Annotated in this window: 26 protein-coding genes; 16 read left to right on the forward strand and 10 right to left on the reverse strand. The window is 56.9% G+C overall.

What is annotated here, in order from left to right; translation table 11 throughout:
- Positions 1–96: 96 nt before the first annotated feature.
- Positions 97–1,593 carry a calcium-binding protein gene (locus RYZ18_RS10585; protein WP_317656737.1) on the forward strand — a complete coding sequence of 499 codons (1,497 nt, stop codon included), beginning with the start codon at positions 97–99 and terminating at the stop codon, positions 1,591–1,593.
- On the opposite strand, the gene RYZ18_RS10590 is transcribed toward RYZ18_RS10585, so the two are convergent.
- Genes RYZ18_RS10590 through rbfA form a run of 5 tightly spaced genes read right to left on the reverse strand, consistent with a single transcriptional unit; the run spans position 1,590 to position 5,122 of the window.
- A complete protein-coding gene (locus tag RYZ18_RS10590) occupies positions 1,590–2,483 on the reverse strand; it encodes an alpha/beta fold hydrolase (protein WP_317656738.1) in 894 nt (297 codons plus the stop codon). The two genes, RYZ18_RS10585 and RYZ18_RS10590, sit on opposite strands and share 4 nt — an antisense overlap.
- 14 nt (positions 2,484–2,497) lie before the next feature.
- Positions 2,498–3,004, reverse strand: a complete 507-nt coding sequence (locus RYZ18_RS10595; RefSeq protein WP_317656739.1) for a DUF1643 domain-containing protein — start codon at positions 3,002–3,004, stop codon at positions 2,498–2,500.
- Complete coding sequence (gene truB, locus RYZ18_RS10600) at positions 3,001–3,906, reverse strand: tRNA pseudouridine(55) synthase TruB (RefSeq protein WP_317656740.1); 906 nt, start codon at positions 3,904–3,906, stop codon at positions 3,001–3,003. Before truB ends, RYZ18_RS10595 begins: the two co-directional genes overlap by 4 nt.
- Before the next feature lie 33 nt (positions 3,907–3,939).
- The gene (locus tag RYZ18_RS10605; protein WP_317656741.1) at positions 3,940–4,719 is read right to left on the reverse strand and encodes a phosphodiester glycosidase family protein; all 780 of its coding nucleotides are present in this window, start codon (positions 4,717–4,719) and stop codon (positions 3,940–3,942) included.
- Positions 4,703–5,122, reverse strand: a complete 420-nt coding sequence (gene rbfA, locus RYZ18_RS10610) for a 30S ribosome-binding factor RbfA (protein ID WP_317656742.1) — start codon at positions 5,120–5,122, stop codon at positions 4,703–4,705. Before rbfA ends, RYZ18_RS10605 begins: the two co-directional genes overlap by 17 nt.
- A gap of 112 nt (positions 5,123–5,234) precedes the next feature.
- Here rbfA and dapB point away from each other — a divergent pair, with 112 nt between their 5' ends.
- Both dapB and RYZ18_RS10620 read left to right on the forward strand, forming a co-directional pair.
- A complete protein-coding gene (dapB, locus tag RYZ18_RS10615; RefSeq protein ID WP_317656743.1) occupies positions 5,235–6,044 on the forward strand; it encodes a 4-hydroxy-tetrahydrodipicolinate reductase in 810 nt (269 codons plus the stop codon).
- 56 nt (positions 6,045–6,100) lie between these two features.
- The gene (locus tag RYZ18_RS10620) at positions 6,101–6,463 is read left to right on the forward strand and encodes a dihydrodipicolinate reductase (protein ID WP_317656744.1); all 363 of its coding nucleotides are present in this window, start codon (positions 6,101–6,103) and stop codon (positions 6,461–6,463) included.
- Between the two features lie 15 nt (positions 6,464–6,478).
- Here RYZ18_RS10620 and RYZ18_RS10625 read toward each other — a convergent pair whose 3' ends face one another.
- Entirely contained in the window at positions 6,479–6,664 is a 186-nt protein-coding gene (locus RYZ18_RS10625) for a DUF1674 domain-containing protein (RefSeq protein ID WP_317656745.1), read from the reverse strand.
- A 91-nt stretch (positions 6,665–6,755) separates the two neighbouring features.
- Here RYZ18_RS10625 and RYZ18_RS10630 point away from each other — a divergent pair, with 91 nt between their 5' ends.
- The 9 genes from RYZ18_RS10630 (at position 6,756) to RYZ18_RS10670 (ending at position 18,344) form a co-directional block, all read left to right on the forward strand.
- A complete protein-coding gene (locus RYZ18_RS10630; RefSeq protein ID WP_317656746.1) occupies positions 6,756–8,039 on the forward strand; it encodes an RsmB/NOP family class I SAM-dependent RNA methyltransferase in 1,284 nt (427 codons plus the stop codon).
- A gap of 103 nt (positions 8,040–8,142) precedes the next feature.
- Complete coding sequence (locus RYZ18_RS10635; protein ID WP_317656747.1) at positions 8,143–9,822, forward strand: heparinase II/III family protein; 1,680 nt, start codon at positions 8,143–8,145, stop codon at positions 9,820–9,822.
- Positions 9,823–9,873: 51 nt separating this feature from the next.
- The gene (purH, locus tag RYZ18_RS10640; protein ID WP_317656748.1) at positions 9,874–11,463 is read left to right on the forward strand and encodes a bifunctional phosphoribosylaminoimidazolecarboxamide formyltransferase/IMP cyclohydrolase; all 1,590 of its coding nucleotides are present in this window, start codon (positions 9,874–9,876) and stop codon (positions 11,461–11,463) included.
- A 10-nt stretch (positions 11,464–11,473) separates the two neighbouring features.
- Positions 11,474–11,947 carry a signal peptidase II gene (gene lspA, locus RYZ18_RS10645; RefSeq protein WP_317656749.1) on the forward strand — a complete coding sequence of 158 codons (474 nt, stop codon included), beginning with the start codon at positions 11,474–11,476 and terminating at the stop codon, positions 11,945–11,947.
- Between the two features lie 45 nt (positions 11,948–11,992).
- On the forward strand, positions 11,993–12,508 hold the full coding sequence (locus RYZ18_RS10650) for a DUF3035 domain-containing protein (RefSeq protein ID WP_317656750.1): 516 nt from the start codon (positions 11,993–11,995) through the stop codon (positions 12,506–12,508).
- A 107-nt stretch (positions 12,509–12,615) separates the two neighbouring features.
- The gene (locus tag RYZ18_RS10655; RefSeq protein ID WP_317656751.1) at positions 12,616–13,959 is read left to right on the forward strand and encodes a M16 family metallopeptidase; all 1,344 of its coding nucleotides are present in this window, start codon (positions 12,616–12,618) and stop codon (positions 13,957–13,959) included.
- A 2-nt stretch (positions 13,960–13,961) separates the two neighbouring features.
- Positions 13,962–15,281, forward strand: a complete 1,320-nt coding sequence (locus RYZ18_RS10660; RefSeq protein WP_317656752.1) for a M16 family metallopeptidase — start codon at positions 13,962–13,964, stop codon at positions 15,279–15,281.
- A 48-nt stretch (positions 15,282–15,329) separates the two neighbouring features.
- Positions 15,330–17,201, forward strand: coding sequence for a DNA mismatch repair endonuclease MutL (gene mutL / locus RYZ18_RS10665; protein ID WP_317656753.1), 1,872 nt, complete (start codon positions 15,330–15,332; stop codon positions 17,199–17,201).
- A gap of 3 nt (positions 17,202–17,204) precedes the next feature.
- Positions 17,205–18,344, forward strand: coding sequence for a DNA recombination protein RmuC (locus RYZ18_RS10670; RefSeq protein WP_317656754.1), 1,140 nt, complete (start codon positions 17,205–17,207; stop codon positions 18,342–18,344).
- Between the two features lies 1 nt (position 18,345).
- Here RYZ18_RS10670 and RYZ18_RS10675 read toward each other — a convergent pair whose 3' ends face one another.
- Positions 18,346–18,795 carry a GAF domain-containing protein gene (locus RYZ18_RS10675; protein ID WP_317656755.1) on the reverse strand — a complete coding sequence of 150 codons (450 nt, stop codon included), beginning with the start codon at positions 18,793–18,795 and terminating at the stop codon, positions 18,346–18,348.
- A gap of 129 nt (positions 18,796–18,924) precedes the next feature.
- Between RYZ18_RS10675 and RYZ18_RS10680 the strand changes: the two genes are divergently transcribed.
- The 3 genes from RYZ18_RS10680 to RYZ18_RS10690 all read left to right on the forward strand — a co-directional run bounded on the left by RYZ18_RS10680 (position 18,925) and on the right by RYZ18_RS10690 (position 21,554).
- Positions 18,925–19,269, forward strand: coding sequence for an STAS domain-containing protein (locus RYZ18_RS10680; protein WP_317656756.1), 345 nt, complete (start codon positions 18,925–18,927; stop codon positions 19,267–19,269).
- 40 nt (positions 19,270–19,309) lie between these two features.
- Positions 19,310–19,762 carry an ATP-binding protein gene (locus RYZ18_RS10685; RefSeq protein WP_317656757.1) on the forward strand — a complete coding sequence of 151 codons (453 nt, stop codon included), beginning with the start codon at positions 19,310–19,312 and terminating at the stop codon, positions 19,760–19,762.
- A gap of 211 nt (positions 19,763–19,973) precedes the next feature.
- Positions 19,974–21,554, forward strand: a complete 1,581-nt coding sequence (locus RYZ18_RS10690) for a gamma-glutamyltransferase family protein (RefSeq protein ID WP_317657290.1) — start codon at positions 19,974–19,976, stop codon at positions 21,552–21,554.
- Between the two features lie 2 nt (positions 21,555–21,556).
- Here the strand turns inward: RYZ18_RS10690 and hspQ are convergent, their stop codons facing one another.
- On the reverse strand, positions 21,557–21,883 hold the full coding sequence (gene hspQ / locus RYZ18_RS10695; RefSeq protein WP_317656758.1) for a heat shock protein HspQ: 327 nt from the start codon (positions 21,881–21,883) through the stop codon (positions 21,557–21,559).
- A gap of 191 nt (positions 21,884–22,074) precedes the next feature.
- Here hspQ and RYZ18_RS10700 point away from each other — a divergent pair, with 191 nt between their 5' ends.
- On the forward strand, positions 22,075–22,659 hold the full coding sequence (locus tag RYZ18_RS10700) for a lytic transglycosylase (RefSeq protein WP_317656759.1): 585 nt from the start codon (positions 22,075–22,077) through the stop codon (positions 22,657–22,659).
- Here the strand turns inward: RYZ18_RS10700 and RYZ18_RS10705 are convergent.
- Together RYZ18_RS10705 and RYZ18_RS10710 are read right to left on the reverse strand one after the other, a co-directional pair.
- Positions 22,656–23,255 (reverse strand): outer membrane lipoprotein carrier protein LolA, encoded by a 600-nt coding sequence (locus tag RYZ18_RS10705; protein WP_317656760.1) that lies wholly within the window; start codon positions 23,253–23,255, stop codon positions 22,656–22,658. The genes RYZ18_RS10700 and RYZ18_RS10705 overlap by 4 nt on opposite strands.
- Positions 23,256–23,310: 55 nt before the next feature.
- Positions 23,311–26,196 (reverse strand): DNA translocase FtsK, encoded by a 2,886-nt coding sequence (locus RYZ18_RS10710; protein WP_317656761.1) that lies wholly within the window; start codon positions 26,194–26,196, stop codon positions 23,311–23,313.
- Positions 26,197–26,199 lie beyond the last annotated feature (3 nt).

Raw genomic sequence — 26,199 nt, forward strand, 5'->3', positions numbered from 1 at the left:
CATAGCATCAGATTTTGCTATTAGGGCAAGGTTCGCGCCACATCACGCAAATCCGGTGATCGTTTGAGGGTATCGCATAATGTGCGGGAGTGGGTGATGCTTGCGCTTACGGGTTTGATCAGTTTGATCGCGGCGGGCTATGCCGCTGCAGGTATGTTTGACCTGCAATTGGATGAGGCCGAAGACGGGCCTGCGGAAAATAATCCGCAGATCACACCCCTGACCCTAAATTCTGCCCCGCTTGGGTTTTTGATCATGGGGGGCGAACAGCCTGACGCATTGATCGGCAGCGATGGTAACGATGAAATTCTCGGCGAGGATGGTGATGACATTTTGCTCGGCGGTATGGGACGGGACGTTCTATATGGCGGCACGGGCGATGACCTGATTGGTTTAGATCGCGATGATGTGGCGTTTGGTGGCTTCGGTGCAGATACATTCGCGCTGTCCATTGATCCGCTCAATGGCTCCGATCAGCTTCCAGAAATCGCTGATTTCTCCCGCGGCGCCGATAAATTGGTGGTGAATTTAGCAGGCGACTGGGGCAGCGCCCCGAGCGTCACCTATGACAACACCACCCTTCCTGGAAATATCACGCTCTATGTCAATGATATGCCGGTTGCATTTCTCAGCGACATCTCCGACCTATCCGTTGATGATCTTGAATTTAATCTCCCCGATGGCGTGAGCATCGCCGACATTGCGCCGCGTTTCCCCGATCTGCTTGCGCCGAACACGCCACCTGCGCCCACTGGGCCAGTTTCGTCCCCAACACTTAATCTGCCAGAGGCCAATACCCCAGACCCAAGTCTCTCCGATTTGATTGACGAAAGCCTCGCACCCGCCGTTGAGGCGCGCGCCGACATGGCCGACAATCTTGGCCCCGTCTCAAACGATGCAATAACGGGCAGCGATGGGAATGACACAATCACAGGCGGCCTTGGCAATGATGCAATATTTGGAAATGACGGCAATGACATCCTCCAAGGCGGGGAAGGTGCGGATGAGTTGGTTGGGGATGGCGGCGATGATGGTATCCTTGGCGGCGCGGGAAATGACTTTATTGACGGCGGCGAAGGCAATGATGCGCTGATCGGTGAAACGGGGGATGATTACATCCTCGGCGGTGAAGGCGATGACATCATTCTCGCGGGCCTCGGCAATGACAGCCTCACGGGCGGGGCAGGTCATGATCTCATTCTGGGCGGCGCTGGCAATGATCGCATTGATGGGATCGTTGATGAGGCCGCAGGGGGCAGCGCTGACGATTTATCAGGCGATGAGGGTGACGACACCATCATCGCAGGCGCGGGCGATACCGTATTCGCGGGCAGTGGCGCAGATTTAATTATCGCGGCACCCTTGCTGCAACAGGCAGGCACCGCTGCACATATCCTAGACTTCGACCCTCAAGAGGATCGGATTGAACTTCTCTATGATCCGACCACAAACCCTGACCCAAGCCTTGAACTGCGTGAAATAGATGGCAGGACAGATGTCTATCTTGATGGCAATCTCGCCCTATCGCTGAGCCAGATAACGGGTCTAAATCCCGACAATATCCATCTGCGCGCGATTGGAGGCGCGTCCTAAAGAAAATGCGCCCGTAAGGCGGCCAAAACCGCCTCAGGCTGTTCTTCGGGCATGAAATGGCCTGTATTGGCCACGGCCTGCCCCGTCACGTTTTCCGCCCATGCCCGCCAGATCCCCAAAGGATCACCCGTGCGCGCGGGAAAGCCTGCCTCAGCCCAGAGAAAGCAGAGGGGCGCCGTGATCATCCGACCCGCCGCCCGATCTTCTGCATCCAATCCGCGATCAAAAAATGCGCCCGCGCGGTAATCGTTGCACATTGCTGCAATGCGCGCAGGATCAGCCGCTTGGGCGCGATAGGCGGCCAAAGCCGCGTCAGAAAAGGCGCTTAGATCTTTGGTATATGTCCATGAGGCCAATGTCCAATCCATATAGGCCGGCCCATCTGTCGCGATCATCCGCTCGGGCAAAGGGGCGGGCTGCGCAAGGAACGTCCAGTGATAGGCCTTCATCGCCAATTCCGCATCCCATGCCGCCCAAAAATCAACGGTCGGAACGATTTCCAAAATCGCCAAACGCTCAAGCCTATCAGGATGATCCAAAGCAAAGCGATAGGCCACGCGTGCGCCGCGATCATGCCCCGCAATATGGGCCTTTTCGATGCCGAAATGATCCATCACGCCCGCCACATCCAAAGCCATCTCACGCTTGGAGTACATGCGATGTTCTTCATCGGCGGCGACAACTTCACTCTCACCATAGCCGCGCAAATCAGGGATGATCACATGAAAATCGCGGGCCAAATCGGGCGCGACTTTTGACCAGCACATATGGTTTTGAGGATAGCCATGCAGCAAAATCAAGGGCGCACCATGACCGCCATGATGCACTGAAAGCGTGATTCCGTTGGTTTTGATTTGTTCCTTCACAAAACCTGAAATCGCGCTGTCCATCGGTGCCTCCAAGATCAATTCCACAAAATTGGCGTGGTCGAATAGGGAATATAGAGCGGGTGTTTGGGATGACCTTCCTTCGACAATCCCAAATGGTAAAGCGGTTTTTCAACTTGGCGCAGCAATGCCGCCACCTGCGCCCCCCGCCCCAAAAACGCCCCATGCGCCCCCCATGCACAGATGATCTGATGCGCCGCAGTTGCGCATTCTAAAATGGCATCATCATTGGCAGGCCCAATCGGATCAGCGGCGGCCCGCATCGCGCGGGGGTCTGTGTCGCGCCATGCGAAAATATTCACCACTGTGAAGCTGCCAAACCCAAGCGCGCGGGCACGGCGTTCGCAGCGCTCGACTGTGGGGTCGTTTTGCGTCTCGGTCGCGGTGGAGGGGTTCAGCATCACAAACCCCACGCGCTGGCCGTCTCCCTCCCAAATCCGCGTGAGGCTATAGCGATAGGCCTCACAATCGGAATAGACCGCCTCTGACGCGGCATCACCCTTTTGGAACACGCGGCGGATCACAGGTTGAACACGCGGCTTGGATGCAGCTCGCCCCCCATATACCGCCCAATGGCAACAGGCCGCCCCTCAAAACTGGCCCATGCTTGATCACCATAATTGGGTGCAGCATCCATCACCTGCCCAGGGTTTCCAACCCGCAGGCGCTGCGCGCCTTCTGAGGTTGCGCGCACATGTGGCAAACCGTCCAACGCATATTCGAGTGGCAAGAGAGCCGCATCAAGCGCCGTGGTTTTTGCGGCCAATTCAACCTGTTCCAAGCTCACAGCATCGTCCAAGTCAAAAGGCCCCGACCACAGACGGCGCAACCACGCAACATGGCCATAACAGCCCAATGCGGCACCCAAATCGCGCGCAATCGCGCGCACATAACCCCCCTTGCCGCAGACCATCTCTAAGACAGCAGACTCAGGGTTTTTGCGCGAAACCAGATCAAGCGTCTCAACGTAAAGCGGCCGCGCGGATAGTTCCACATCTTCGCCCGCCCGCGCCAAGGCATAGGCGCGCTGACCATCTATTTTCACAGCTGAATATTGCGGCGGAATTTGCGTGATATGCCCCCGAAACGCGGCTAGGCCCGCACGAATATCGTCATCACTCGGCCTCAGGTCAGAGCGCGCGATCACCTCGCCTTCGGCATCATCAGTATTGGTCGCCGCGCCAAAGGTGACTTCAAACTCATAGGCTTTGAGGGCATCGGTGATGTAAGGCACCGTCTTGGTTGCTTCGCCAATCGCCACCGCCAAAAGGCCTGTCGCTTCAGGATCAAGCGTGCCTGCATGGCCCGCTTTATTCGCATCCAACGCCCATTTCACTTTGTTCACCACAAAGTTGGAACTCACCCCCGCAGGTTTATCGACAATCAACCAGCCTGAGATGTCGCGTCCCCGTTTGCGCCGTGCCATGCGTGATCCTTCCAAAATCCAAGAGGGGTCGCGTTACTCTAGGCCTGTTTGCGCGTCAACCACAGCCCCTAAGATCGGCCCAAGGGGCAAACCGAAATCCGCGCGCCCCAATTGCGGCGCATAGAAGCGGGATACGTTTCCGTCCAAAAACAGCGCGTTGTTGATGGCGAAATGATCCCGAAACACGCGGGCAAATTGGTGGAATGTGACAGGCGCATCCGAAATCACCGCCACAACAGATGTCCCATCCATCCGAACGCCAACGCCGTTGCGAATATATCGCGATGTGCTGTCGGGCAAAAAGGCGGGATGCAACGCACCATCAATCACCAACATCGGGCCAGATTGTGTCGCATATTCGCAAACGGGTGGCGCGGCTTCAAAGCTGCGCGCCTCAATCACCGCGGCCTTCCCTGCATTCAGGCAGAACACGCCATTTGGCAGAAGGCCAAAATTACCTGGCCCATCAGATGTGATGATCCGCATCTCCTCTTGGCCTTGCTCAACATAAAGACCGACAGGTCGGCGATCAGGGTGATACATCCCGCCATTCATTGCAAAGGCCAAAACCTGATTTTCAGGTAAGCTGTCAGCCACATTGAGGAAGGAACCAAAAATCTCGCCCGCACCATCGCGTAGAAAGAGCCGCATCTGAGCGCGGGTCAAATCAATTTCACACGCGGTGAAAGGCGTTTCTTCAAAGCGAAAATCCGCGCAAGATACAGGCGCCTGATCCGCCCATAGGACTGCAGGCCCGCCTCCGCCCAGCGCACATAAGGCGCCCAAAAGCAGTGATTTAATCTTCCCCGTCATCGCGATCTGGGGCCTCGACATCGCGGCGCACTTTTTCATCGGCAAACATACGGCGCGTCTCGTCCATGCGATCAAAGGTTTCATCAATCAAAAACCGCAGGTCAGGTGCATATTTCAGCGTCATCTCACGACTGATGGCGCGGCGTAATTCGCCCGTGTTGCGCCGCAGCGCTGTCAGGGCTTCCTCGCGCTGACCACCGCCCAACGGCATCACATAAACATGCGCCACTTTGAGGTCTGGGGTCGCGCGCACTTCGCCCACTGTGATTGACAGGCGATTAAGCTCGGCATCATGCACTTCGCCGCGGTTCAGCACATCGGACAGAGTGCGGCGGATCAATTCGCCCACGCGCAACTGGCGCTGTGATGGGCCTGGCCCCTCATGGAACTTGTTTTTTGCCATCCGCACTCTCCTAAGTCTCTCTCGCATCTAGGCGATCATGGCCCGCCTCGCAAGCGCGGGCTTTCCGATTTGCATCGCTTGCGGTAGAGGGAAGGGAACACAGGAGGATGGCATGAGCGAGTCAATCGGGATCATCATTACAGGCGCATCAGGCCGCATGGGGCGGATGTTGATCGAAACCGTAGAGGCCAACCCCGCCACCCATTTGGTCGGCGTCACCGAACGCCCGGGCCATACATGGATCGGTCAGGATTTGGGCGCAGCCATGGGGCGCGGTGAGATGGGTGTGCCAGTCGTGGACGACCTTCTTGAAATTTTGCCCAAAGCCAAAGCCATCATCGACTTCACATCGCCTGAAGCCACGGTGGCGCATTCAGTTTTGGCGGCCCAAGCCCGTGTGGCCCATGTCATTGGCACAACGGGCATGGATGATGCAGCGCTTGCAAAACTCAAGGCCGCCGCTCGCCATGCCACCGTCGTGCGCGCAGGCAATATGAGCCTAGGGGTCAACCTGCTCGTGCAGATCACCAAACAGGTGGCCGCTGCATTGGATGAGGATTTCGACATTGAAATCGTGGAGGCGCATCACAACCGCAAGGTTGATGCCCCTTCTGGCACGGCCATCATGCTCGGCGAAGCCGCCGCAGAGGGGCGCGGGGTTTCCCTTGCAGATGTCCGCGATGCAGGCCGTGACGGGATCACTGGCGCGCGGGAGGCGGGCGCAATAGGTTTTTCCGCCATTCGAGGCGGCGATATTGTCGGCGAGCATGATGTGATCTTTGCGGCGGCAGGGGAACGTCTTGTCCTGCGCCATATTGCAACGGATCGCGCCATTTTTGCGCGCGGCGCCCTCAAGGCTGCTATTTGGGCACAAGACCAAGGCCCAGGTGAATTTTCTATGCTGGATGTGCTTGGACTGTGATCTAAGCCGCTCTATCTTTCGTAACACAGCAATAGATGTTGGTTACGGAGCAGACTATGCTGAACAGATTGGCGCTCGGCACAATGCTTGGTGTCTTGATTGTGGCGGATGCCGCAGCGGCGGAAGGCTTTACGCCCGTGACGGATCGCGCAAGGTTCGTTTCTTTGATCGAAGGGCGCGAACTCACCCGTTTTGGCATTCGATTGACGGTTGAGCCTGATGGCGACATCACGGGCCGCGCCTTTGGACGCCCAGTTACGGGGGATTGGGCGTGGCAAAATGGCTATTTCTGCCGCAATCTCAGCTTTGGCGCAGAGCCATTAGAATATAATTGCCAATTGGTGGAGGAGCGGGAGGGCACCCTGCGATTTACGGCTGATGAGGGTGCGGGCATCTATGCTGACCTGACACTGCGCTAGGCGGCAGGGCCCGCATCAAAAATCAATGGCGATGCCTTTTTTCTCCCAATCGCCATAGCGCACGGGTTCGGGGCCATCGCGCCCCCCAAGCTCCTTGGGCAATTCTACCGCTTCCGCCTCAGCGCGGCGGGCTTCCGCCTCCGCCAAGGCCCGCTGTGCAGCGGGCGGCAGGTCACGCTTGTCCGTCTTAGTCTCACTCATAGCGGCCTCATAGCGCAGCAAAAGGGCTGCATGATTGATCTCTGTCTCCCCCGTGATATACGGCAGCGAAACCCAGAGACAAGGATAGAAAATGGCGCGGACACGCGAAGAGGGTCGCCAAGACACCCAAGGTTTAGGCCCCCGCAAGGCCGCATTGGCCATTTTGCGCGCGGTTTATCTTGACCGCCAGATGGTCGCTCATCTCGACCAACCGCGCGGTCTTGCCCCCGAGGATCGCGCCCGCGCCGAGCGTTTGGCCCAAACGGTGCTGCGCCACACAGGCCGCATTGACACCTTGCTGTCAGCCTATCTCGAGCGCCGTCCACACCCATTGGCCCAAAATATTTTGCGCCTTGGGGTTGCAGAATTGTTGCTTGATGAAGCCGAAGCCTATGGCGTGGTCAACGCGGCTGTTGCCATCGCCAAACAAGGCCGCGCAACAGGCGGCGCGGCTGGTTTGATCAACGCTGTCCTGCGTAAGGTTGATCAAGAAGGGCGTGCAAGATGGGCGCAACTGGCCCCACAAACCTTGCCCGTTTGGTTGCGCAAAGCGGTTGGGGGGGCATGGGGCGAAACCGCAACCCGCGCGATTGAAGCAGCGCATGAGGCAGGTGCGCCAATTGACATCACCTTACGCGACCAAAGCGCCCCCTTCGAGGCAGGTGAACCCTTGCCCACAGGCAGCATCCGATTGCCGCGCCAAACCCAAATATCCACGCTAGGCGGCTATGAGGCGGGTACGTTTTGGGTGCAAGATGCCGCCGCCGCCCTTCCTGTGAAACTCTTAGGCGATGTGTCAGGGAAACCTGTGCTTGATCTATGCGCAGCACCTGGCGGCAAGACCATGCAGCTTGCAGCAGCAGGGGCGAAGGTCACCGCTCTTGATTTGTCGAAACACCGTATGGGCCGCGTGCGTGACAATCTACGCCGCACGGGCCTGTCGGCGGATATGGTCACGGCTGACGCGTTGGAATTCAACAGTGGCCCTTGGCCCATCATCGTGCTTGATGCGCCCTGCTCGGCGACAGGAACAATAAGACGGCACCCCGACCTGCCCTTCGTCAAATCCGCCCGTGAAGTGGAAGCGCTGACAAAGCTGCAAATGCAAATGCTTGATCATGCTATATCGCTTTTGGACACAGGCGGGCGCATGGTGTTTTGCACCTGCTCGCTCTTGCCCAATGAGGGTGAAAACCAAATCAAAGCCGCGCTGAAACGACACCCTAACCTCGCCGTCTTGCCACTTGATCCCACAGCACTTGGGGTTGATCCCGCATGGATCAGTGCCGAAGGCGGTCTGCGTATCTTGCCGCATTACTGGCAAGATCGTGGCGGAATTGACGGATTTTACATGGCGCTTTTGCAAAAGCGGTGACAGCGCAGGTTCAAGCCGCTACACAAGACAGGACGCTTGGCCAGCTGCTTGAATTATACGCATAATGACATCACTCCCGCTCCCGATCAGGGGATCGCAATCGGTGCCTGCCTTACCCGTTTCGCAACCTCATCAGGCTGCGGGCCGTGTTCATTTGGGGCTCAGCATCGCGGATTTGCGATGGCTGCTCAGCCCCAAGGCCCTTGGTATCATTTGGCAGCCCGCGCCTTTTTCCCTGCCCAATCCACTGCGGGGGCAGCAGATTTTGGCGGGCAATTACGCAGGCGCGAACGGATTGATTGCCTTGGCAGGTCACGCCCCATGGCAGCACGCCACAGAGATTTCCGCGCATGGGTTTGACTGGCTTGATGACCTTGCTAGCTTGGGCAATCGCCCCGCCCGCGATCTGGCGCAGGGGTGGCTTGCCCTTTGGATCCGCGACCATGACCGCCCCTTTGCGCGCCAAGGCAAGGCTTGGACATTAGAGGCCATCTCTGCGCGCCAGATCAGCCTATTGACCCATGCGCATTTTTTAATGGCTGGACAAAACACCGCTGATCGCAAGGCGATGTTCAAACTTTTGGCGCGCCAAACGGCATGGCTTCGCCATGAGGTGACACGCTGCCCTGACCCTGTCGCGCGACTACACGGCGCAACCGCTTGGGTATTTTCGACTTCAAGCCTCATGGGAATGGAGGGGGTGCGACCCAAAGCGATACAGTGCCTTGAGAAAGCGGCCGCTCAGCTTAGCACTGCGCCTGAGGCCGATCTTCCCCGCAATCCTGCAAGACTTGCTTCGGCCTTAGCGGATTTGGTTTGGATGCGCGCGGTTCTCGGTCGTGCCGCAACCCCTCAGGCGGTGCAGCAGGCCATCACGCGCCTCTCTGATTGCGTCAGTGTTCTGCGCCCACCGCACGGCGCTTTGGCTCGATTTCATGGGTGCGATGGGGGCGCACCTGCCCTTTTGTCTCAAATCCAAGATCGGGCTGATGAGGGGCGTAAGCCCGCAGCCCTACCCCGTTTCAGCCATGCAGCAGGCTATATTCGCCTCAGCTGCGCCGCGTCTTGCCTGATATTGGACGCAAGCCCACCCCCCCTCAAAAGGGAAGGGGATATGGCCCATGCAAGCACGAATACAATGGAATTCAGCGTCAACCGCTTGGCCTTTATCACCTCCTGCGGGACAGGGGCGGGGTTCGGGCCAGATTGGATGCGCGCGGGCCGCGCCACACAAAGCCACTCCACCGCCTGTCTCGCGGGTCGCTCCTCGGCGGGATTGGATGGTGCAACCTTGATTGGGGGGGCGACACAGGTCGCTCAAAGCTCAAAACCCACCCACGGCGCCGAGCGCGTGGCGGTTTCTCATAATGCGTGGCAAGCAGATTGGGGCCTGCACCACATTCGTGCCCTGACCCTATCCCATGATGGGATGCGCCTTGGGGGTGAAGATGCATTTGCGCCGCGCAATGAGGAAGATCGTGTCATTTTTGCGGCCCGCATGGCCCAAACCCCTAGGGGCAGTTTGGGCTTTAGCCTCCATTTCCACGTGCATCCCACGATCACAGCACAAAGCGACATGGGCGGACGGGCCGCCTCGTTCCTATTGCCAGATGGGCAAGTTTGGGTCTTGCGGCCAAGCGAAGGCGCAGAGCTTGTTTTGCGCCCTTCGGTTTACTTTGATCCCGACCATCGAAATCCACGCGCGACAAAACAGGTGGTTCTCTTTTCCACGCTAGCAGATTATGGGGGCGCCATCGGATGGTGTTTTCTGCGCGCGCAATAGCACGGGGGCATCATGCGACCCCGTGATTGATGCAAATGCCAAGGAAACCCCATGACCGATCTCGCCCCCCTCTCCCGCGCCCTGATCTCTGTTTCTGACAAGACAGGTCTGATTGAGTTTGCCACGGCCTTAGCCGCACGGGGGGTTGATCTTTTGTCGACAGGTGGCACAGCCAAAGCCCTGCGCGAGGCAGGTCTTGCGGTGCGTGATGTCTCCGAGGTTACAAAATTTCCTGAAATGATGGATGGCCGCGTCAAAACCCTGCATCCGATGGTTCATGGCGGCTTGCTAGCTTTGCGTGACAATCCTGATCACCAAGCCGCCATGGCCGAGCATAACATCGCGCCGATTGATCTATTGGTGGTCAATCTCTACCCGTTCGAGGCGACTGTCGCCAAAGGGGCAAGCTACGAAGATTGCGTTGAAAATATCGACATCGGCGGGCCCGCGATGATCCGCGCTGCCGCAAAGAACCACGGTTTTGTCAGCGTTGTGACTGATCCCGAAGATTATGCCGCCCTTCTGGCCGAGTTGGATGCGCAAAACGGCCAAACCACGCTGCGCTTCCGCCAAACTTTGGCGCAGACCGCCTATGCCCGCACCGCCGCCTATGATGCGGCTGTCTCCACTTGGATGGCCAATGCTTTGGGCGATCCCGCACCGCGCCGCCGTGCTGTGGCAGGGCGTTTGGTGCAGTCTTTGCGTTACGGCGAAAACCCACATCAAGCGGCGGCCTTTTATACCGATGGCACAGGCCGTGCGGGCGTTGCCACCGCGAAACAGCACCAAGGCAAAGAGCTATCCTACAATAACATCAACGACACAGACGCAGCCTTTGAATTGGTCAGCGAGTTCTTGCCCGAGGGCGGCCCTGCCTGTGCGATTATCAAACATGCCAATCCCTGTGGCGTTGCCCGTGGCGCAAGCCTGACCGAAGCCTATTTGCGGGCCTTTGACTGCGACCGCACATCGGCCTTTGGGGGGATTATCGCCTTCAACCAACCGCTTGATGGCGCGACTGCAGAGGAAATCACAAAGATCTTCACCGAGGTTGTTATTGCCCCCGGTGCAGATGAGGAAGCGCGCGCCATTTTCGCCGCCAAGAAAAATCTGCGCCTCTTGACCACGGATGCGCTTGCAGACCCAAAAGCAGCGGCAATGACCATCCGCCAAGTTTCAGGCGGGTATCTGGTGCAAGACAAAGACAATGGCCAAATTGATCTGAGCGATCTGAAAGTCGTGACCAAACTTAAACCATCCGATGCGCAGCTCACTGATTTGCTGTTCGCATGGAAAGTGGCCAAGCACGTCAAATCGAACGCGATTGTCTATGTCAAAGACGGCGCCACTGTTGGCATCGGCGCAGGCCAGATGAGCCGTGTCGACAGTTCGCGCATTGCCGCGCGCAAGGCGCAGGATATGGCCGACATCCTTGGTCTTGCGCAAAGTCCTGCGATTGGTTCAGTTTTGGCCTCTGACGCTTTCTTCCCCTTCCCCGATGGTCTGCTTTCGGCTGCAGAGGCAGGGGCCAAGGCGGTCATCCAACCAGGCGGCTCCATGCGCGATGACGAGGTGATCGCTGCCGCCGATGAGGCAGGCCTTGCGATGGTCTTTACAGGAATGCGCCATTTCCGTCACTAAGGGGGCCATGATGACCCGTTTAACACTTATTGCCGCACTGTTTTGGATCATCCTTGATCAGGCCAGCAAGTGGATCATGCTTTTGGTCCTTGATCTGGATCGTGTCGGACAGGTCTTGGTCATGCCGCCCTATCTGAATTTCATCATGGGTTGGAACCGCGGGATAAATTTTGGCCTCTTCGCCAACAGCCCCGACCTTCTGCGTTATGGTTTGATTGCTTTGGCGCTTGCGGTTTCCGCGTGGATGATCCAGCTGGGCCGCAACAGCCAGAGCAAACTCAGCGCGTTTGCGGCGGGCTCAGTGGCAGGTGGGGCTTTGGGAAATGCGTTTGACCGCCTCTATCACGGGGCGGTTGTGGATTTCCTGAACATGTCCTGCTGCGGGATCAATAACCCCTATACGTTTAATATCGCAGATATCGGTATATTTGCGGGTGTGTTCGGGTTGCTCTTGTTTTCGAATGACGAAAAGCCCAAGGTGTGAGAGAAACCTTGGCATGACGTGGTGCTTTGTGCCATGGAGGATTTTATGAGCCGCAAACCGCATATTCTCCTGACCTTATGCGCCCTGATGGGCCTTGCCGCCTGTTCACAAGGCGACCCATCTTTGATGAATTTACGCGCCAACCAATCTGGCCCAGATGAATTTGCCATTTTGCCAACACGCCCCATTGAAATCCCAACGGATTTGGCGGCGCTGCCTGAACCAACACCCGGTGGCACAAACCGCACCGACCCAACCCCTGAGGCAGATGCGATTGCCGCGCTTGGCGGAAATGCAGCGCGCGCCGGTGGTGTAACCAACAGCCTTTTGGCCCATGCGACACGCTTTGGTATTGAAGAGGGTATCCGCGACCAATTGGCTGCGGAAGATTTGGCCTTCCGCCGTGACAATGATGGGCGGCTCTTGGAGCGGGTCTTTGGCGTGAATGTCTATTACCGCGCCTATCGCCCGATTTCCTTGGATCGTTATGCCGAACTTGAGCGTCTGCGCCGTGCGGGCATTCGCACCCCCGCCGCACCCCCCGAGCCGCAGCCGCAGTGAGCCCGCATTGATCATCACTTTGTGACCGCGCCCTTGCGCGCGGCTGATTGAACCCTGTGCAGCGGCGGCCTATCTGTTTTTGCACATAGGCCAACCTAGGAGGAATTATGCGCAGGATCATTGCGGCTTTAGTGGGGCTTGCATTGCTGCCAATCGGCACAGGCTACGCGCAAACCTCTGGCGATGTGACGAGCTTTACCTTGGACAATGGCATGGATGTGGTTGTGATCGAAGATCACCGCAGCCCCGCCGTTGTGCATATGGTCTGGTATCGCACTGGCGCGGCCGATGAACCTGAAGGCAAATCAGGCATCGCGCATTTCCTTGAACATTTGATGTTCAAAGAAACTGAAACCCGCGAAAGCGGAGAGTTTTCGCGCATTGTCGAAGAAAATGGCGGCGATGATAACGCGTTCACCTCGTGGGATTATACGGCCTATTTCCAACGTGTGGCCGCTGACCGCTTGCCTTTGATGATGGAGCTTGAGGCCGATCGCATGGCCAATCTGCGCCTCAACCCTGATGAGGTGGAGACCGAGCGCAGCGTGATATTAGAAGAACGCGCACAGCGCACAGATAGCAATCCAGGCGCGCTGTTTAACGAAGAATTCCGCCAATTGGCCTATCCAAGCCACCCTTACGGCATTCCGGTCATCGGGTGGCGCACGGAAATGGAGACGCTCAGCCGCGAAGATGCGTTGGCCTTTTACGAAACCTATTACGCCCCAAATAACGCGATCCTTGTTGTGGCAGGTGATGTGACCCCTGAGGAGGTGCGCAGACTGGCGCAAACCTATTACGGCCCGCTCGCTTCTGCAGAATTGCCCGCCCGCGCGCGGGTCGAAGATACCACCCTTCCACAAGATCAACGATTTGAATTTGCCGATGAACGTGTCGCGCAGCCTTATGTGATGCGCAGCTATCGCGCGCCAGAGCGCGACCATGGCGCGCAGGAGGACGCCGCAGCCCTCAGCCTATTGGCTGAGATCTTGGGGGGTGCCCCTTCTACCTCCGTCTTGGGGCGCGCCTTGCAATTCGACACACAGCGCTCGGTCTTTGCGACTGCCTATTACTCGGGCCTCAGCCTTGACGACACGCAATTCACCTTGATCAATATGCCAAGCGCGGGCGTCACCCTTGCAGAGGCGGAAGCCGATCTAGATGAAGTCATTGCAGAGTTTCTAGAGCGCGGGATTGATCCAAACCAGTTTGAACGGATCAAATTTCTATATGAGGCCTCGGATATCTATGCGCGCGACAATGCTTCGGGGCTTGCGCGGCTTTACGGAATGGCCCTGACCTCAGGGCTTGAGGTGGAAGATGTCCAAAACTGGCCAGATGTGATTGCGGCCACCACGATGGACGATGTTATGGATGCGGCGCGGGCGCTGTTTGCAGATGCGCCGCGCGTGACAGGCTATTTGACCCAAGCACAGGCGGCGGAGAATTGATCATGCCTTTTGTCAAACATATCTCTGCCGCACTTTTTGCTGTTATCTCCCTCGTCACACCGCTGCGTGCGGAAATTCAAATTCAGCCTGTCCTCAGCCCCAATGGCCATAGCGCATGGTTGGTTGAAGATCATTCGATCCCCTTTGTGGCGCTTGATATTCGTTTTGAGGGCGGCACGAATTTGGATGAACCCGGCAAACGCGGGGCGACCTATATGATGACAGGCCTGCTTGAGGAAGGCGCAGGCGATCTCACGGCACAGGGTTTTGCCGAGGCTGTGCAGGGCTTGGCCGCAGAATTTTCATTCTCATCCTATCGCGATACTGTGGCCATCAGCGCGCGCATGCTGACGGAAAATCGCGATGCGGCGGCTGCACTTTTGCACGAGGCGTTAAGCAATCCTCGCTTTGATGCCGATGCCATTGAACGGGTGCGGGCTCAAATTCAGTCAATACTGGCAAGCCAAGCGCAAGACCCAAATGCAATTGCAGGCCAAACATTTAATGCCTTGGCCTTTGGCGACCACCCTTATGCATCCGCCGAAGAAGGCACCCCAGACAGCATTGCGTCCTTGACCCGCGATGATCTGATCACGGCCCATCGCAATGCTTTGGTCACATCAAGGGTGTCCATTGGCGCATCGGGCGACATCACTGCCGAGGAATTGGGCGATCTCATTGACCGCCTTCTTGAGGGGTTGCCACAAACAGGGCCTGCCTTGCCGAGCATGGCAGGGTTTTCACCAAACACGCGCCAAGCCGTAATTGACTATCCAAGCCCACAATCCGTGATCCTCTTTGGGATGGAAGGGATTGCGATGGATGACCCCGATTTTTTCCCTGCCTTCGTGTTGAATGAAATCATTGGGGGCGGGTTCCGCGCGCGGCTGATGGAAGAACTGCGCGTAAAGCGTGGGTTGACCTATGGGGTTGGCACAAGCCTCTCGACAGCCGATTGGCAGCCCATGTGGCTGGGACAATTCTCCTCATCAAACGCCACAGTTGGCCAAGCATTAGAGCTGGTCGATCAAATCCTGCGCGATGTCGCGGAAAATGGTGTAACTGACGAAGAATTACTGCGCGCCAAACGCTATATGACGGGGGCCTACCCCCTTCGCTTTGACGGAAATGGATCCATTGCAGGGATCATGGCAGGGATGCAGCAAAGCGGGATGCCGATTGACTATATCGCCAACCGCAATGCCTTCGTTGAGGCGGTCACATCTGAGGACATCGCCCGTGTCGCAAAACGGCTTTTGGATATTGATAAAATGCTGACCGTGGTTGTGGGGCAGCCCGAGGGGCTGAACACCGCCCCCTAACGCGCGTTCCATTTCCGAATCGTGCAGTCGCGTGCTACTGATAGTGGCATGGGAAAGCCTGACCACAACATAAATGCCAATGAAGCCGTAGCGCGGCCGGTGATCCGCCAGCTTGATGAAGCGGCAATCAACCGAATCGCGGCAGGCGAAGTCGTGGAGCGGCCCGCCTCCGCGGTCAAGGAATTGGTGGAAAACGCGATAGATGCAGGGGCACGGCGGATCACAGTAGAAATCGCACATGGCGGCAAAACCTTGATCCGCGTCAGTGATGATGGCTGCGGCATGGGCCCTGAAGATTTGCCCATGGCCCTCTCCCGCCATGCGACATCTAAGATTGACGGCTCAGACCTGTTGAATATTCAAAGTTTCGGCTTTCGTGGCGAGGCGCTGCCCAGTTTGGGCGCGGTTGGCCGCCTGACCATCACCAGCCGCGCAGCTGGTGAGGATGGTCATGAGATCTCTGTCTCGGGTGGACGGCAAGAGCGGATCAAGCCCGCCTCTATGTCACTTGGCACGGTGGTGGAATTGCGCGATCTGTTTTTCGCAACCCCCGCGCGACTGAAATTCCTCAAGACCGAACGCGCCGAAACCCAAGCAATCACCGATGTCGTCAAACGCCTCGCCATGGCCGAGCCCAGCGTTGGGTTCCAATTGATTGATTGCAGCGATGGCCGCCGCACTCTGTTTTCCGTTGATCCCGAAACAGGGGATCTCTTTGATGCGCTTTCCAGTCGATTGGGCCAAGTAATGGGCCGCGATTTTGTGGATAACGCCCTTCAGATTGACGCAACCCGCGAGGAAATCCGTCTCATCGGTCTGGCAGCCCTGCCAACCTATTCTCGTGGCTCTGCGGTGGCACAATATCTTTTCGTCAATGGTCGCCCCGTGCGCGACAAGCTTTTGATCGGGGCGCTGCGTGGGGCTTATGCCGATTTCCTTAGCCGCGATCGCCACCCTGCTGCGGCGCTCTTCATCGAATGCCCGCCTGAACGGGTGGATGTGAATGTGCATCCTGCAAAGGCAGAAGTGCGGTTCCGCGAGGCGGGTGTCGTGCGGGGGTTGATTGTCTCTAGCTTGCGCCATGCCTTGGCCGAGGCGGGCCATCGCGCATCAAGCACCGTGGCCGCAGAAACCTTGGGCGCCATGCGCCCCGAGGGTGGCGCGCCGCAGCAGGTCTATCAAGGTGGTTACTCGGCACCACAAACGCGGCCCAGCACCTATCGCAGCGCCTATGCGTTTCAAGCGCCCGAACAGGTTGGCCTCTCTGAAGCAGCCCCCCAATTTGACGCCCCATCCCACCGCGTGGCAGATTCTGAAATCGCGCCCTCTTTTGCCGAAAACAGCCATCCTTTGGGGGCGGCCGCGGCACAACTGCATGAGAATTACATCATCGCCCAAACCGCCACGGGCCTTGTGATCGTGGATCAACACGCCGCCCATGAACGCTTGGTTTATGAGCGGCTGAAAAAACAGATGGCCACCAACGGCGTGGCGCGGCAGACTTTGCTAATCCCTGATATTGTGACCCTTGGGCCTGATGCCGCCATTCTTCTGGATCACGCTGACAGTCTTGCGCAATTTGGTCTGATCATTGAGCCCTTTGGCGAAGGCGCACTTGCCGTGCGCGAAACCCCTGCCATTCTGGGTGCGGTCAACAGCGAGGCACTGCTGCGCGATATTTTGGACGAGATTGCCGATATGGGCGAAAGCCAAATGGTGCAGGCTCGGATTGAGGCGATCTTGTCACGCGTGGCCTGTCACGGATCCATCCGTTCGGGGCGTGCAATGCGCGTGGAAGAGATGAACGCGCTTTTGCGCGAAATGGAGGCCACCCCGCATTCTGGTCAATGCAACCATGGCCGCCCCACATATGTGGAACTTGCCTTGAGCGATATTGAAAAACTTTTTGGCCGCAGGTGAGTGATGCAGCTTGATCTGTCCAATCCAATAATCCTTGGCGCACTCATTGGAGGGGTGATCCTCATCGCCCTTTTTTGGGTGACCCTTGCAGGGGTGAAAGCGGCCAATCGATCGGCTGCAATGATGGAACCCTTGGCCCGCAACCTTGGCGGTCTTGAAGCACGGGTTCAATCTCTTTCCGATGGGCAACAGCAACTATCGGGTGGACTTGCGCAGGTGGTTGATCTGCAATCCAAGACCCAAGCACAGATGTTGCAGGCCATGGAGCGCCGCCTTGAGGAAGTGCAAAAGGGCATGAGTGAGACGCTGCACGGCACATCAACGCGCACAGCCCGCAGCCTTGGGGAATTGCAGCAGAAGCTCGAACAAATCGACCGCGCGCAGGCCAAGATTGAGAAACTGTCAGGCGATGTTTTGGGCCTTCAGGACATTCTTTCAAACAAGCAAACGCGCGGCGCATTTGGCGAAATTCAGCTCAATGATATTGTCTCAAAGGCGCTGCCCAGTGACAGCTACGCGTTCCAAGCGACCCTCTCAAACGGCAAGCGCGCCGATTGCTTGATCCATCTGCCCAAACCCCCTGGCCCGATTGTGATCGACAGCAAATTCCCGCTAGAGGCCTATGAGGCATTGCGCGCAGCAAAGACCGCACAAGAAACCCAAGACGCCGCCCGCGCCTTTCGCACATCTGTGCGCGGCCATATCAAGGCAATTTCTGAGCGCTATATTCTTGAGGGCGAAACCGCCGATGGCGCGCTGATGTTCCTGCCATCCGAAGCGGTTTATGCCGAATTGCACGCCAATTTCCCTGAGATTGTCCGCGAAGGATTCGCGGCGCGGGTCTGGATTGTATCCCCCACCACCTGCATGGCCACGCTCAACACGATGCGGGCGGTTCTCAAAGATGCACGGATGCGCGAGCAAGCGGGCGCGATCCGCAAGCAACTGGGCCTTTTACATCGTGATGTGGAACTGGTGTTTGAGCGGGTGAATAAGTTGAACACCCATTTCGGGCAGGCGCGCAAAGATATTGATGACATTTCAATCGCCGCAGAACGCGCAGGCAAACGGGCGATCAAGCTTGATAATTTCGATTTTGAGGAAATCGCCCCTGACCCAATGCCACCGCTTCCCGATAAATAGGTCAGCTCCGCGCGAAAACATGGGCGAGAATTTTGCTTAATTCCTTCACATCCGTTTCGGTAAAGGCATCCGCCTGATCGCTGTCGATATCAAAAACCGCAATTAACGCGCCCTTGGCATCAAAAACGGGCAAGACCAGTTCGGATAAGGTGCTGCTTGAACACGCAATGTGATCTGGAAACGCATTCACATCTGCAACCAATTGCGGGGCGCGACTGCGCGCGCAGGCCCCGCAGACCCCGCGCGAAAACGGGATCACCAAGCACCCATGCCCCCCCTGATAGGGGCCAATTTTAAGGGTTTCGGGCGCGGTGACGCGGTAAAAACCAACCCAATCAAACCGCGCATCGGCGTGATACACCTCGCAGGCGATGGTGGCCATCAGGGCGATCTGATCGGTTTCGCCATGGGTCAGGCTGTCAATCGTTGCGGCTAGGGTCGGGTAATCCATTGGGGGCCTCTTAATACTTCGCCTCGATATAGGCCATCCTGCGCGGCGAAGAAAGCTGCGCTTGGTAACCTTTCAGCAAGGAATTCGGACTAGCCTTTTGGTTGTGTTGCCCTCTCCATAGGTGATGAAATGGATGTGCGTCTGGATATTGAACCCATCCCTGACGGGTTGATCGTAAAGGTTTGCTCCAGTCGGGTGGATGCTGCCGCTGCCTTGGCCTTCCGTGATGCCTTTCGACAAGCCACCGCAAAAACCGAAGGTGCGCGGGTCATTTTGGATATGGAAGATGTGACATTCCTAGATTCCAGCGGTCTTGGCACGCTTGTCGCCATGCGCAAATCCCTTGGGCAGGATCGGCAACTTGAACTGACAAGCCTCTCCCCCTTGGTGGATAAGGTTCTGCGCCTGACGGCGATGGATAAAGTCTTTGCAATTCACCCAAATAAGACCGCAGCGCTGAACCAAAGCGCATGACAACAGGGACAGATATTCAAGCATGCGGGGGCGCAACGATATGATGTGGAGTTTGACAAGCCATCCCCAGTCAGTGCGGCAAACATTGGCACAAATTTGCACCTATCTGCGCGAATGCGACCTTGATGAAGGCCAGTGCTTAAATGTTGAATTGGTCTTGGCGGAAGCGCTGAACAACATTTGCGAACACGCTTATGCAGGGGCCGATGATGGACGCATTTTAACGGCGATTTCCTGTCGGGGCGCAGATGTGCAATGTCATATCACCGATAAAGGGCGCGCGATGCCGAACCTGACACCCCCTCTCGGTGGGTTCCGCGACCCCGACAGCTTTGCCTTTGATGAACTGCCCGAAGGTGGATTTGGCTGGGGCCTGATCCGCGCGATTGCGCAAGACGTCCAATATGAACGGCGCGATTTAGAAAATCATCTTTTCCTAACCATTGCAGCTGAGTTGGAACAAAGCCCGCAATTGGCCTGTAGACTTGTCTAAATTTGGCCAACACTGCCACAAAATCACCTTGGTCTGATCATAGCCGCGGCCAAATTCGCAGCCATTAAAGCAGTGTAGCGCTTATGCTTCCCCCGATGGTGCGTTTTTATCGCCCCCACTTGTTACGCATCATCGGGGTTCTTGACCACTTGCAGCGCCCCCCATTCCCGCTAGTTTTGCTAAAATCCTTTCGGCAGGAGCAGGGACAATGATGCGTGATTTCCAGAAGCAAGGGCGCTCAGCCTTGATTACCACCCAAGGGGCGGTTGCAACCTCGCACCCGCTCGCCGCCAAAGTGGGCGTGCAAATCTTGGAACAGGGCGGCAATGCGATGGATGCGGCCATTGCCACAGCGATCCTTCTGGGGCTCTGCGAGCCACAATCAACAGGGCTTGGCGGCGATTTATTCGCTATGGTGTCCTATGAGGGTCAGAAGGATATTATTGGCCTAAATGCATCGGGCCGCGCGCCAAAGGCGTTGGATGCGGCAGCGCTGCGTGCGGCAGGGCATCGCTCTATTCCGCTCGACAATATCAATGCTGTCACCGTGCCAGGGGCCGTTGATGGGTTTTGCCGCCTTCACCAAGATCATGGGACATTGCCGCTTGAAGACATCCTCGCCCCTTCGATCTTCTATGCTGAACATGGCATTCCCGTTGCACCGCGCGTGGCTTTCGATTGGGACGAGGCACGCGATACGCTCCGCGGTCGGGCCCGCGACATGTATATGTGGAACGACCAACCGCCCCAAATTGGCGCGCTGTTCACGGCCAAGGGGCAGGCTGAGGTGCTGCGCCGCATCGCGCGCGAAGGTCGCGCAGGGTTCTACGAAGGCGAAGTGGCCGAGGATTTGGTTAACTCCCTGCGTGCCCTTGGCGGCAGCCACAGCCTAGAGGATTTCGCGACCACAGCTTGCGATTACGTCACCCCAATCTCGACCCGCTATCGTGATCATGACTTGATTGAATTGCCACCCAATGGTCAGGGTGCAACCGCGCTGTTGTTGGCCAATATCCTTTCCCAGTTTGAACTCGGCGCAATGGATCCTTTCGGTGCAGCCCGCGCCCATATCGAGGCCGAAGCAACCAAACTGGCCTATGATGCACGCAATCGATTTATCTCTGATCCTGATCACCTGACCCGTTTGGATCATATGCTGTCAGATCAAACCGCACAGGCCTTGGCAGGCTTGATTGATCCCACGCGCGCGATGGCTGACCCACATCAGGCCTCAGGCGCGGTGCATAAGGATACGGTTTATCTCAGCGTGGTTGATAAAAACCGCATGGCCGTCTCAATGATCTATTCGATCTTCCATTCCTTTGGCTCGGGCTATGCTTCTGATAAGTTCGGTATTTTGTATCAAAACCGTGGTGCGGGCTTCTCGCTACAAGAGGGGCACCCGAATGAAGCCATGGGCGGAAAGCGTCCCTTGCATACCATCATTCCCGCCTTCTTACGCTACCCTGACCAAAGTTTGATGCCCTTCGGGGTCATGGGCGGCGCGTATCAGGCCACGGGCCACGCACGCCTGATCACCAATATCATCGACTATGGGATGGATGTTCAAACTGCGATTGATGGTGCGCGCAGCTTTGCGGATCAGGGCAAATTGCAGCTTGAGCGGGGATATAGCCCACATGTGGCCGATGATTTACGCAAATTAGGACATGAAGTGGTCGACCCCTATCGGGCCATTGGCGGCGCGCAAGCTATTAAAATTGACGCAAGCTCAGGGCTTTTGATCGCAGGTTCGGATCCCCGTAAAGACGGTCTTGCCTTGGGGTATTGAGATCAATTCAGCTGGTAATCCAAAGGATAGGCCCCGTTCTGAAACTCACCGAACAATTCGGGCAGATCGGGGTGATCCACGGGTTCGCCTGTATCGTCAATCTCAAGGTTTTGTTCGGAAACATAGGCCACGTAGTAGCTATGATCATTTTCCGCCAGAAGGTGGTAAAATGGCTGCTCCTTGATCGGCCGCTTGTCCTCGGGGATGGAGTTATACCATTCCTCAGTATTCGAAAACTGGGTGTCGATATCAAAGATCACCCCGCGAAACGGGTGCTTCTTGTGGCGCACGACCTGCCCAAGATTGAATTTAGCATGCCGTTTGAGCATCTAGACCCCCTATGATCCAACGCGCACCGTAATCCTGTCGCCCTTATTTGTCCATGACCCGCAATGCAGATCAGGCGAAACAGATTGTTGAAACAAAGGATGCGGATCATGCGGGAATTTATTTTCATTTCGGCGCAACTGGCGTATGATTTCGCCATAAAAAGAGAGCAGTCCAATAAAGGATCAGGCATATGAACCGCTTTGCGTTGCTTCCGCTGGTGTTGGCGCTCGGCGCCTGCGTGGGATCAGCCACCCCACCACGCAATGTGGAAAATGCCTGCGCAATCATTGAAGAACGCCCCTATTATCTAAGCGCCATGCAGGCCACCGAGGCCAATTGGGGCGTCCCTGTCGCGGTTCAGATGGCCACGATCTACCATGAAAGTAGTTTCGTCAGCAACGCACGAACCCCGCGCCGCTATGCGCTTGGGGTCATCCCAGCAGGACGACAAAGCTCAGCGTTCGGTTACAGCCAAGCCCTTGATGGGACATGGGATGAATACCGCAATGACACAGGTCGGCGGTTTGCCAGACGCACCGATATCTCCGATGCGACCGATTTCATGGGGTGGTATATGAACCGCTCGCGCGAACGAAACGGCATCGCTCTGACGGATGCGCGCAACCAATATTTGGCCTATCATGAAGGCCATCGTGGTTATTCACGCGGCACCTATCGCAACAAAGCATGGCTTATGCGCGTGGCAGATCGTGTCGAAGCGCGCGCCGCGCTCTATGATCGGCAATTGGCAAGCTGCACCGCGACCCAAGGCTAACGGCTGCGCTGTTCCGCCTCAAAGGTCGGGCTGAACAGGAAATTCGAATAATCCTGCCCAAAGATGAAATCACCCAGCGCGACCACAACAGTCTCACCATATTCATTGCGGGTCATCCATTGCACAAGGCGCACAGGCGCATCCGCAAAGACCAGCGTCAATTCCCCTGCCTCTGGGCGGTCTTGATCACGGGCCACCACGCGGGTGGTGCCATCTTCGGCTTCTCGATGATCAACCACCAAATCCGAAGTCGCGAGAGACACGTTGCGACCCAAAATCAAATCAAGCGGGGTGACGCTTAACGGATATTGCAAGGGCTGCGCATCGGTCAGGTCTTCAAAAATTGCAACTTGCCCGCCGCCCACAACGACCAGAACATCACTATTGTCATACTCAAATCGCGCCCGCCCTGGGCGGTGCATGAAGAGACGCCCCGTCACCTCGGTGCCATCGGCGTTATACTGCGTGAATGGTGCTTCCGCTGTGCGAATACCTGCAAAATAAGCCGACAAATCTGCCAAGGAAATCGGGGCCGCCGCCGCGGGCAGGGCAAAGAGCGCGGCCAAAACGGCCATGGTCACAAATGGTTTTTTCATGCCCCATCCATAGCGCGAAAGCACCCTCAATGACACGTCACATTTCAGCGAGGGCTCAGCCCTGTTCAGGCACTAAAATCTCACGCTTGCCGACATGGTTGGCGGTTGAGACAAGACCTGCCTCCTCCATCTGTTCGACCAAGCGTGCGGCCTTGTTATAGCCAATTCCAAGCTTGCGTTGGATGTAGGAGGTCGAGCATTTCCGATCGCGCACCACCACGGCCACAGCCTGATCATACAGCGCATCTTCGCCGTCCGTATTGCCGCCAAGACCAAGCACCAGATCAATATCGCTTTCCTTGTCCTCATCAGGGCCATCCAAAACGCTGGCCGCGTAGGCGGGAGGGCCAAAGGATTTCAGATGACGCACGATTTCCTCAACCTCTTCGTCACTGACAAAGGGGCCATGAACGCGGGTGATTTTGGAACCGCCCGCCATGTAAAGCATATCGCCCATACCCAAAAGCTGCTCAGCGCCCATCTCGCCCAAAATGGTGCGGCTGTCGATTTTTGAGGTCACATGGAAGGAAATACGCGTTGGGAAATTGGCTTTGATCGTGCCTGTAATCACATCCACCGAAGGGCGTTGTGTCGCCATGATCAAATGAATGCCGCTTGCCCGCGCCATTTGTGCAAGGCGTTGAATGCAAGCTTCGATCTCTTTGCCTGCAACCATCATCAGATCGGCCATTTCGTCCACGATCACGACAATGAACGGCATGACCTCGGGCTTGAACTCTTCGGTTTCGAAGATGGGCTCACCCGTATCCTCGTCAAAGCCCGTTTGGACAGTGCGCTTGAACATTTCGCCTTTGGACAGAGCATCGCGCACGCGGCCATTATAGCCTTCGATATTGCGCACCCCCATTTTCGACATTTTGCGATAGCGCTCTTCCATCTCACCCACGACCCATTTCAAAGCGACAACAGCCTTCTTGGGGTCAGTCACAACGGGGCTGAGAAGATGCGGAATGCCGTCATAAACCGACAATTCCAACATCTTGGGGTCAATCATGATCATGCGACATTCTTCAGGGCGCAATTTATACAGCAGCGAGAGGATCATGGTGTTAATCGCCACCGATTTCCCCGAGCCTGTCGTGCCCGCAATCAGCAAATGCGGCATCTTGGCGAGATTGGCCACAACAGGCTCGCCACCGATTTCCTTACCCAAAGCCAAAGGCAGCTTGTGATTGCCATCGCCAAAATCACGGCTCGACAAGATTTCGCGCAAAACCACTTTTTCGCGGTGCGAATTGGGCAATTCGATCCCGATCACAGAGCGACCTGGAACGGTTGAGACCCGCGCAGAGAGCGCCGACATTGAGCGGGCAATATCATCAGCCAGACCGATCACGCGGCTGGCCTTTAGGCCTGGTGCGGGCTCCAACTCATACATCGTAACAACTGGGCCGGGGCGGACGCTGACAATCTCACCTTTGACGCCGTAATCATCCAACACGTTTTCCAACATCCGTGCGTTTTCTTCGAGGGCCTCATCGGACAAATGAAAGCGTTCAATGGTGGTCGGGCTGGACAACAAAGAGAGTGGCGGGAATTCATATTCCATCTCGCGCGCCTCTAAGGGCAAGGAGGGCTGCGCATCCGCCATTGCCTGACGAGAGGGCGCGGCGGCCTTTTTGGGGCCGTGCTGCACCACGCGCCGCGCTTCTGCCCCAGTGCGGACAGGATGCGTAGCAACAGGCGTATAGTCCTCATCTTGCGGCGACACGCTGAAGCTTTCATCATCGTCAAAACCATCGGCGAAAATATTGTCGCTGTCATCCTCATCGGCATAAGGGTCATAGTCTTGCGCAATCTGTGGATCAGCCACACGCGCAGAGGTAGAAAGCGGAGGAACCTCGCGATAAATCTCGCCTGCAATTTGCGAGGGGCTTTGTGCGGTCAATGGTGGCGCCACGCGCTTGGCGGGATTGGGAATGCCATCGGTGACCCGCAACGCCTCAGGCCGCGCAGAGGTCGCACGATTGCGCACCGCGTTTGAGATTTTTTCGCGCAGGCGCGCATTCTCATCGGTCGCAAGGGGCGGTTGCTGCGCCACATCTGCGGTGCGATCTTCGCCACCGCGGATGGCGCGCAAAATGGGCACGCGGTCAAACAATCCTTGTTGCGCAGGGGCTTCGGGCGCTGCGGCTTGAGGGGTCGAAAATGGCACCTGCAGCGCATCATCGTCATCCACCAACAGATCATTGGAGGAATATTGCGCCGCGCTACGCGGACTTGGCGCGCGCATGCGCCCGCCGATTTGGCCGCTCATTTGGCTGACGCCGCGACCGATACCTGCCGCCATTCCCGAAGCGCCATTGCTGGCGTGGAAAAGCGCAATCAATCCACCACGGGTAAAGAGGCGCAATTCAGAGCGCGTCACCCCAAGCGCATAACCTGACAAACCAAGGCTTGCCACACCCATAGCAATCCCCAAAACGGCGATAGACATATTCATCGAAACGGGCAGGATATTGACCAAAACCCCCATCACAGTGTCGCCAAACAGCCCGCCCAAACTAAAGCTGTGCTGCCATCCCGAACCAGGGGGGAAGCTGACCATGAATACAGAACAGGCAGCAATCGCAAATGGCAGCATGATCAAGCGCGACAGCGCGCGCTCTTCGCCTTTGTGCAGGGTCAAGCGCAGACCCCAAACAACCAAACCCACCGCCATCAAATAGGATGCATAGCCAACAATCATGATCAGAATTGCAGACATGGACGCCCCAAAGCGGCCCAGCAGGTTCTGTGGCGGCGTATCTGTTGCGACCATCCAATTTGGGTCATTTGGCGTATAGCTGACCAACATGGCCCCAACCGCAAGCCCTGCAAGCACCAACATAAGGCCAAGCAGTTCCTTGCCACGCCGTTCCAATGCCTCTTGCATCGGGGCGTCCAGAAGGGGGTCACGTTGTCTGGTTTGATACGCCATTCT

This window comes from Roseovarius sp. 10 (assembly GCF_033100315.1).
Lineage (GTDB): Bacteria > Pseudomonadota > Alphaproteobacteria > Rhodobacterales > Rhodobacteraceae > M30B80.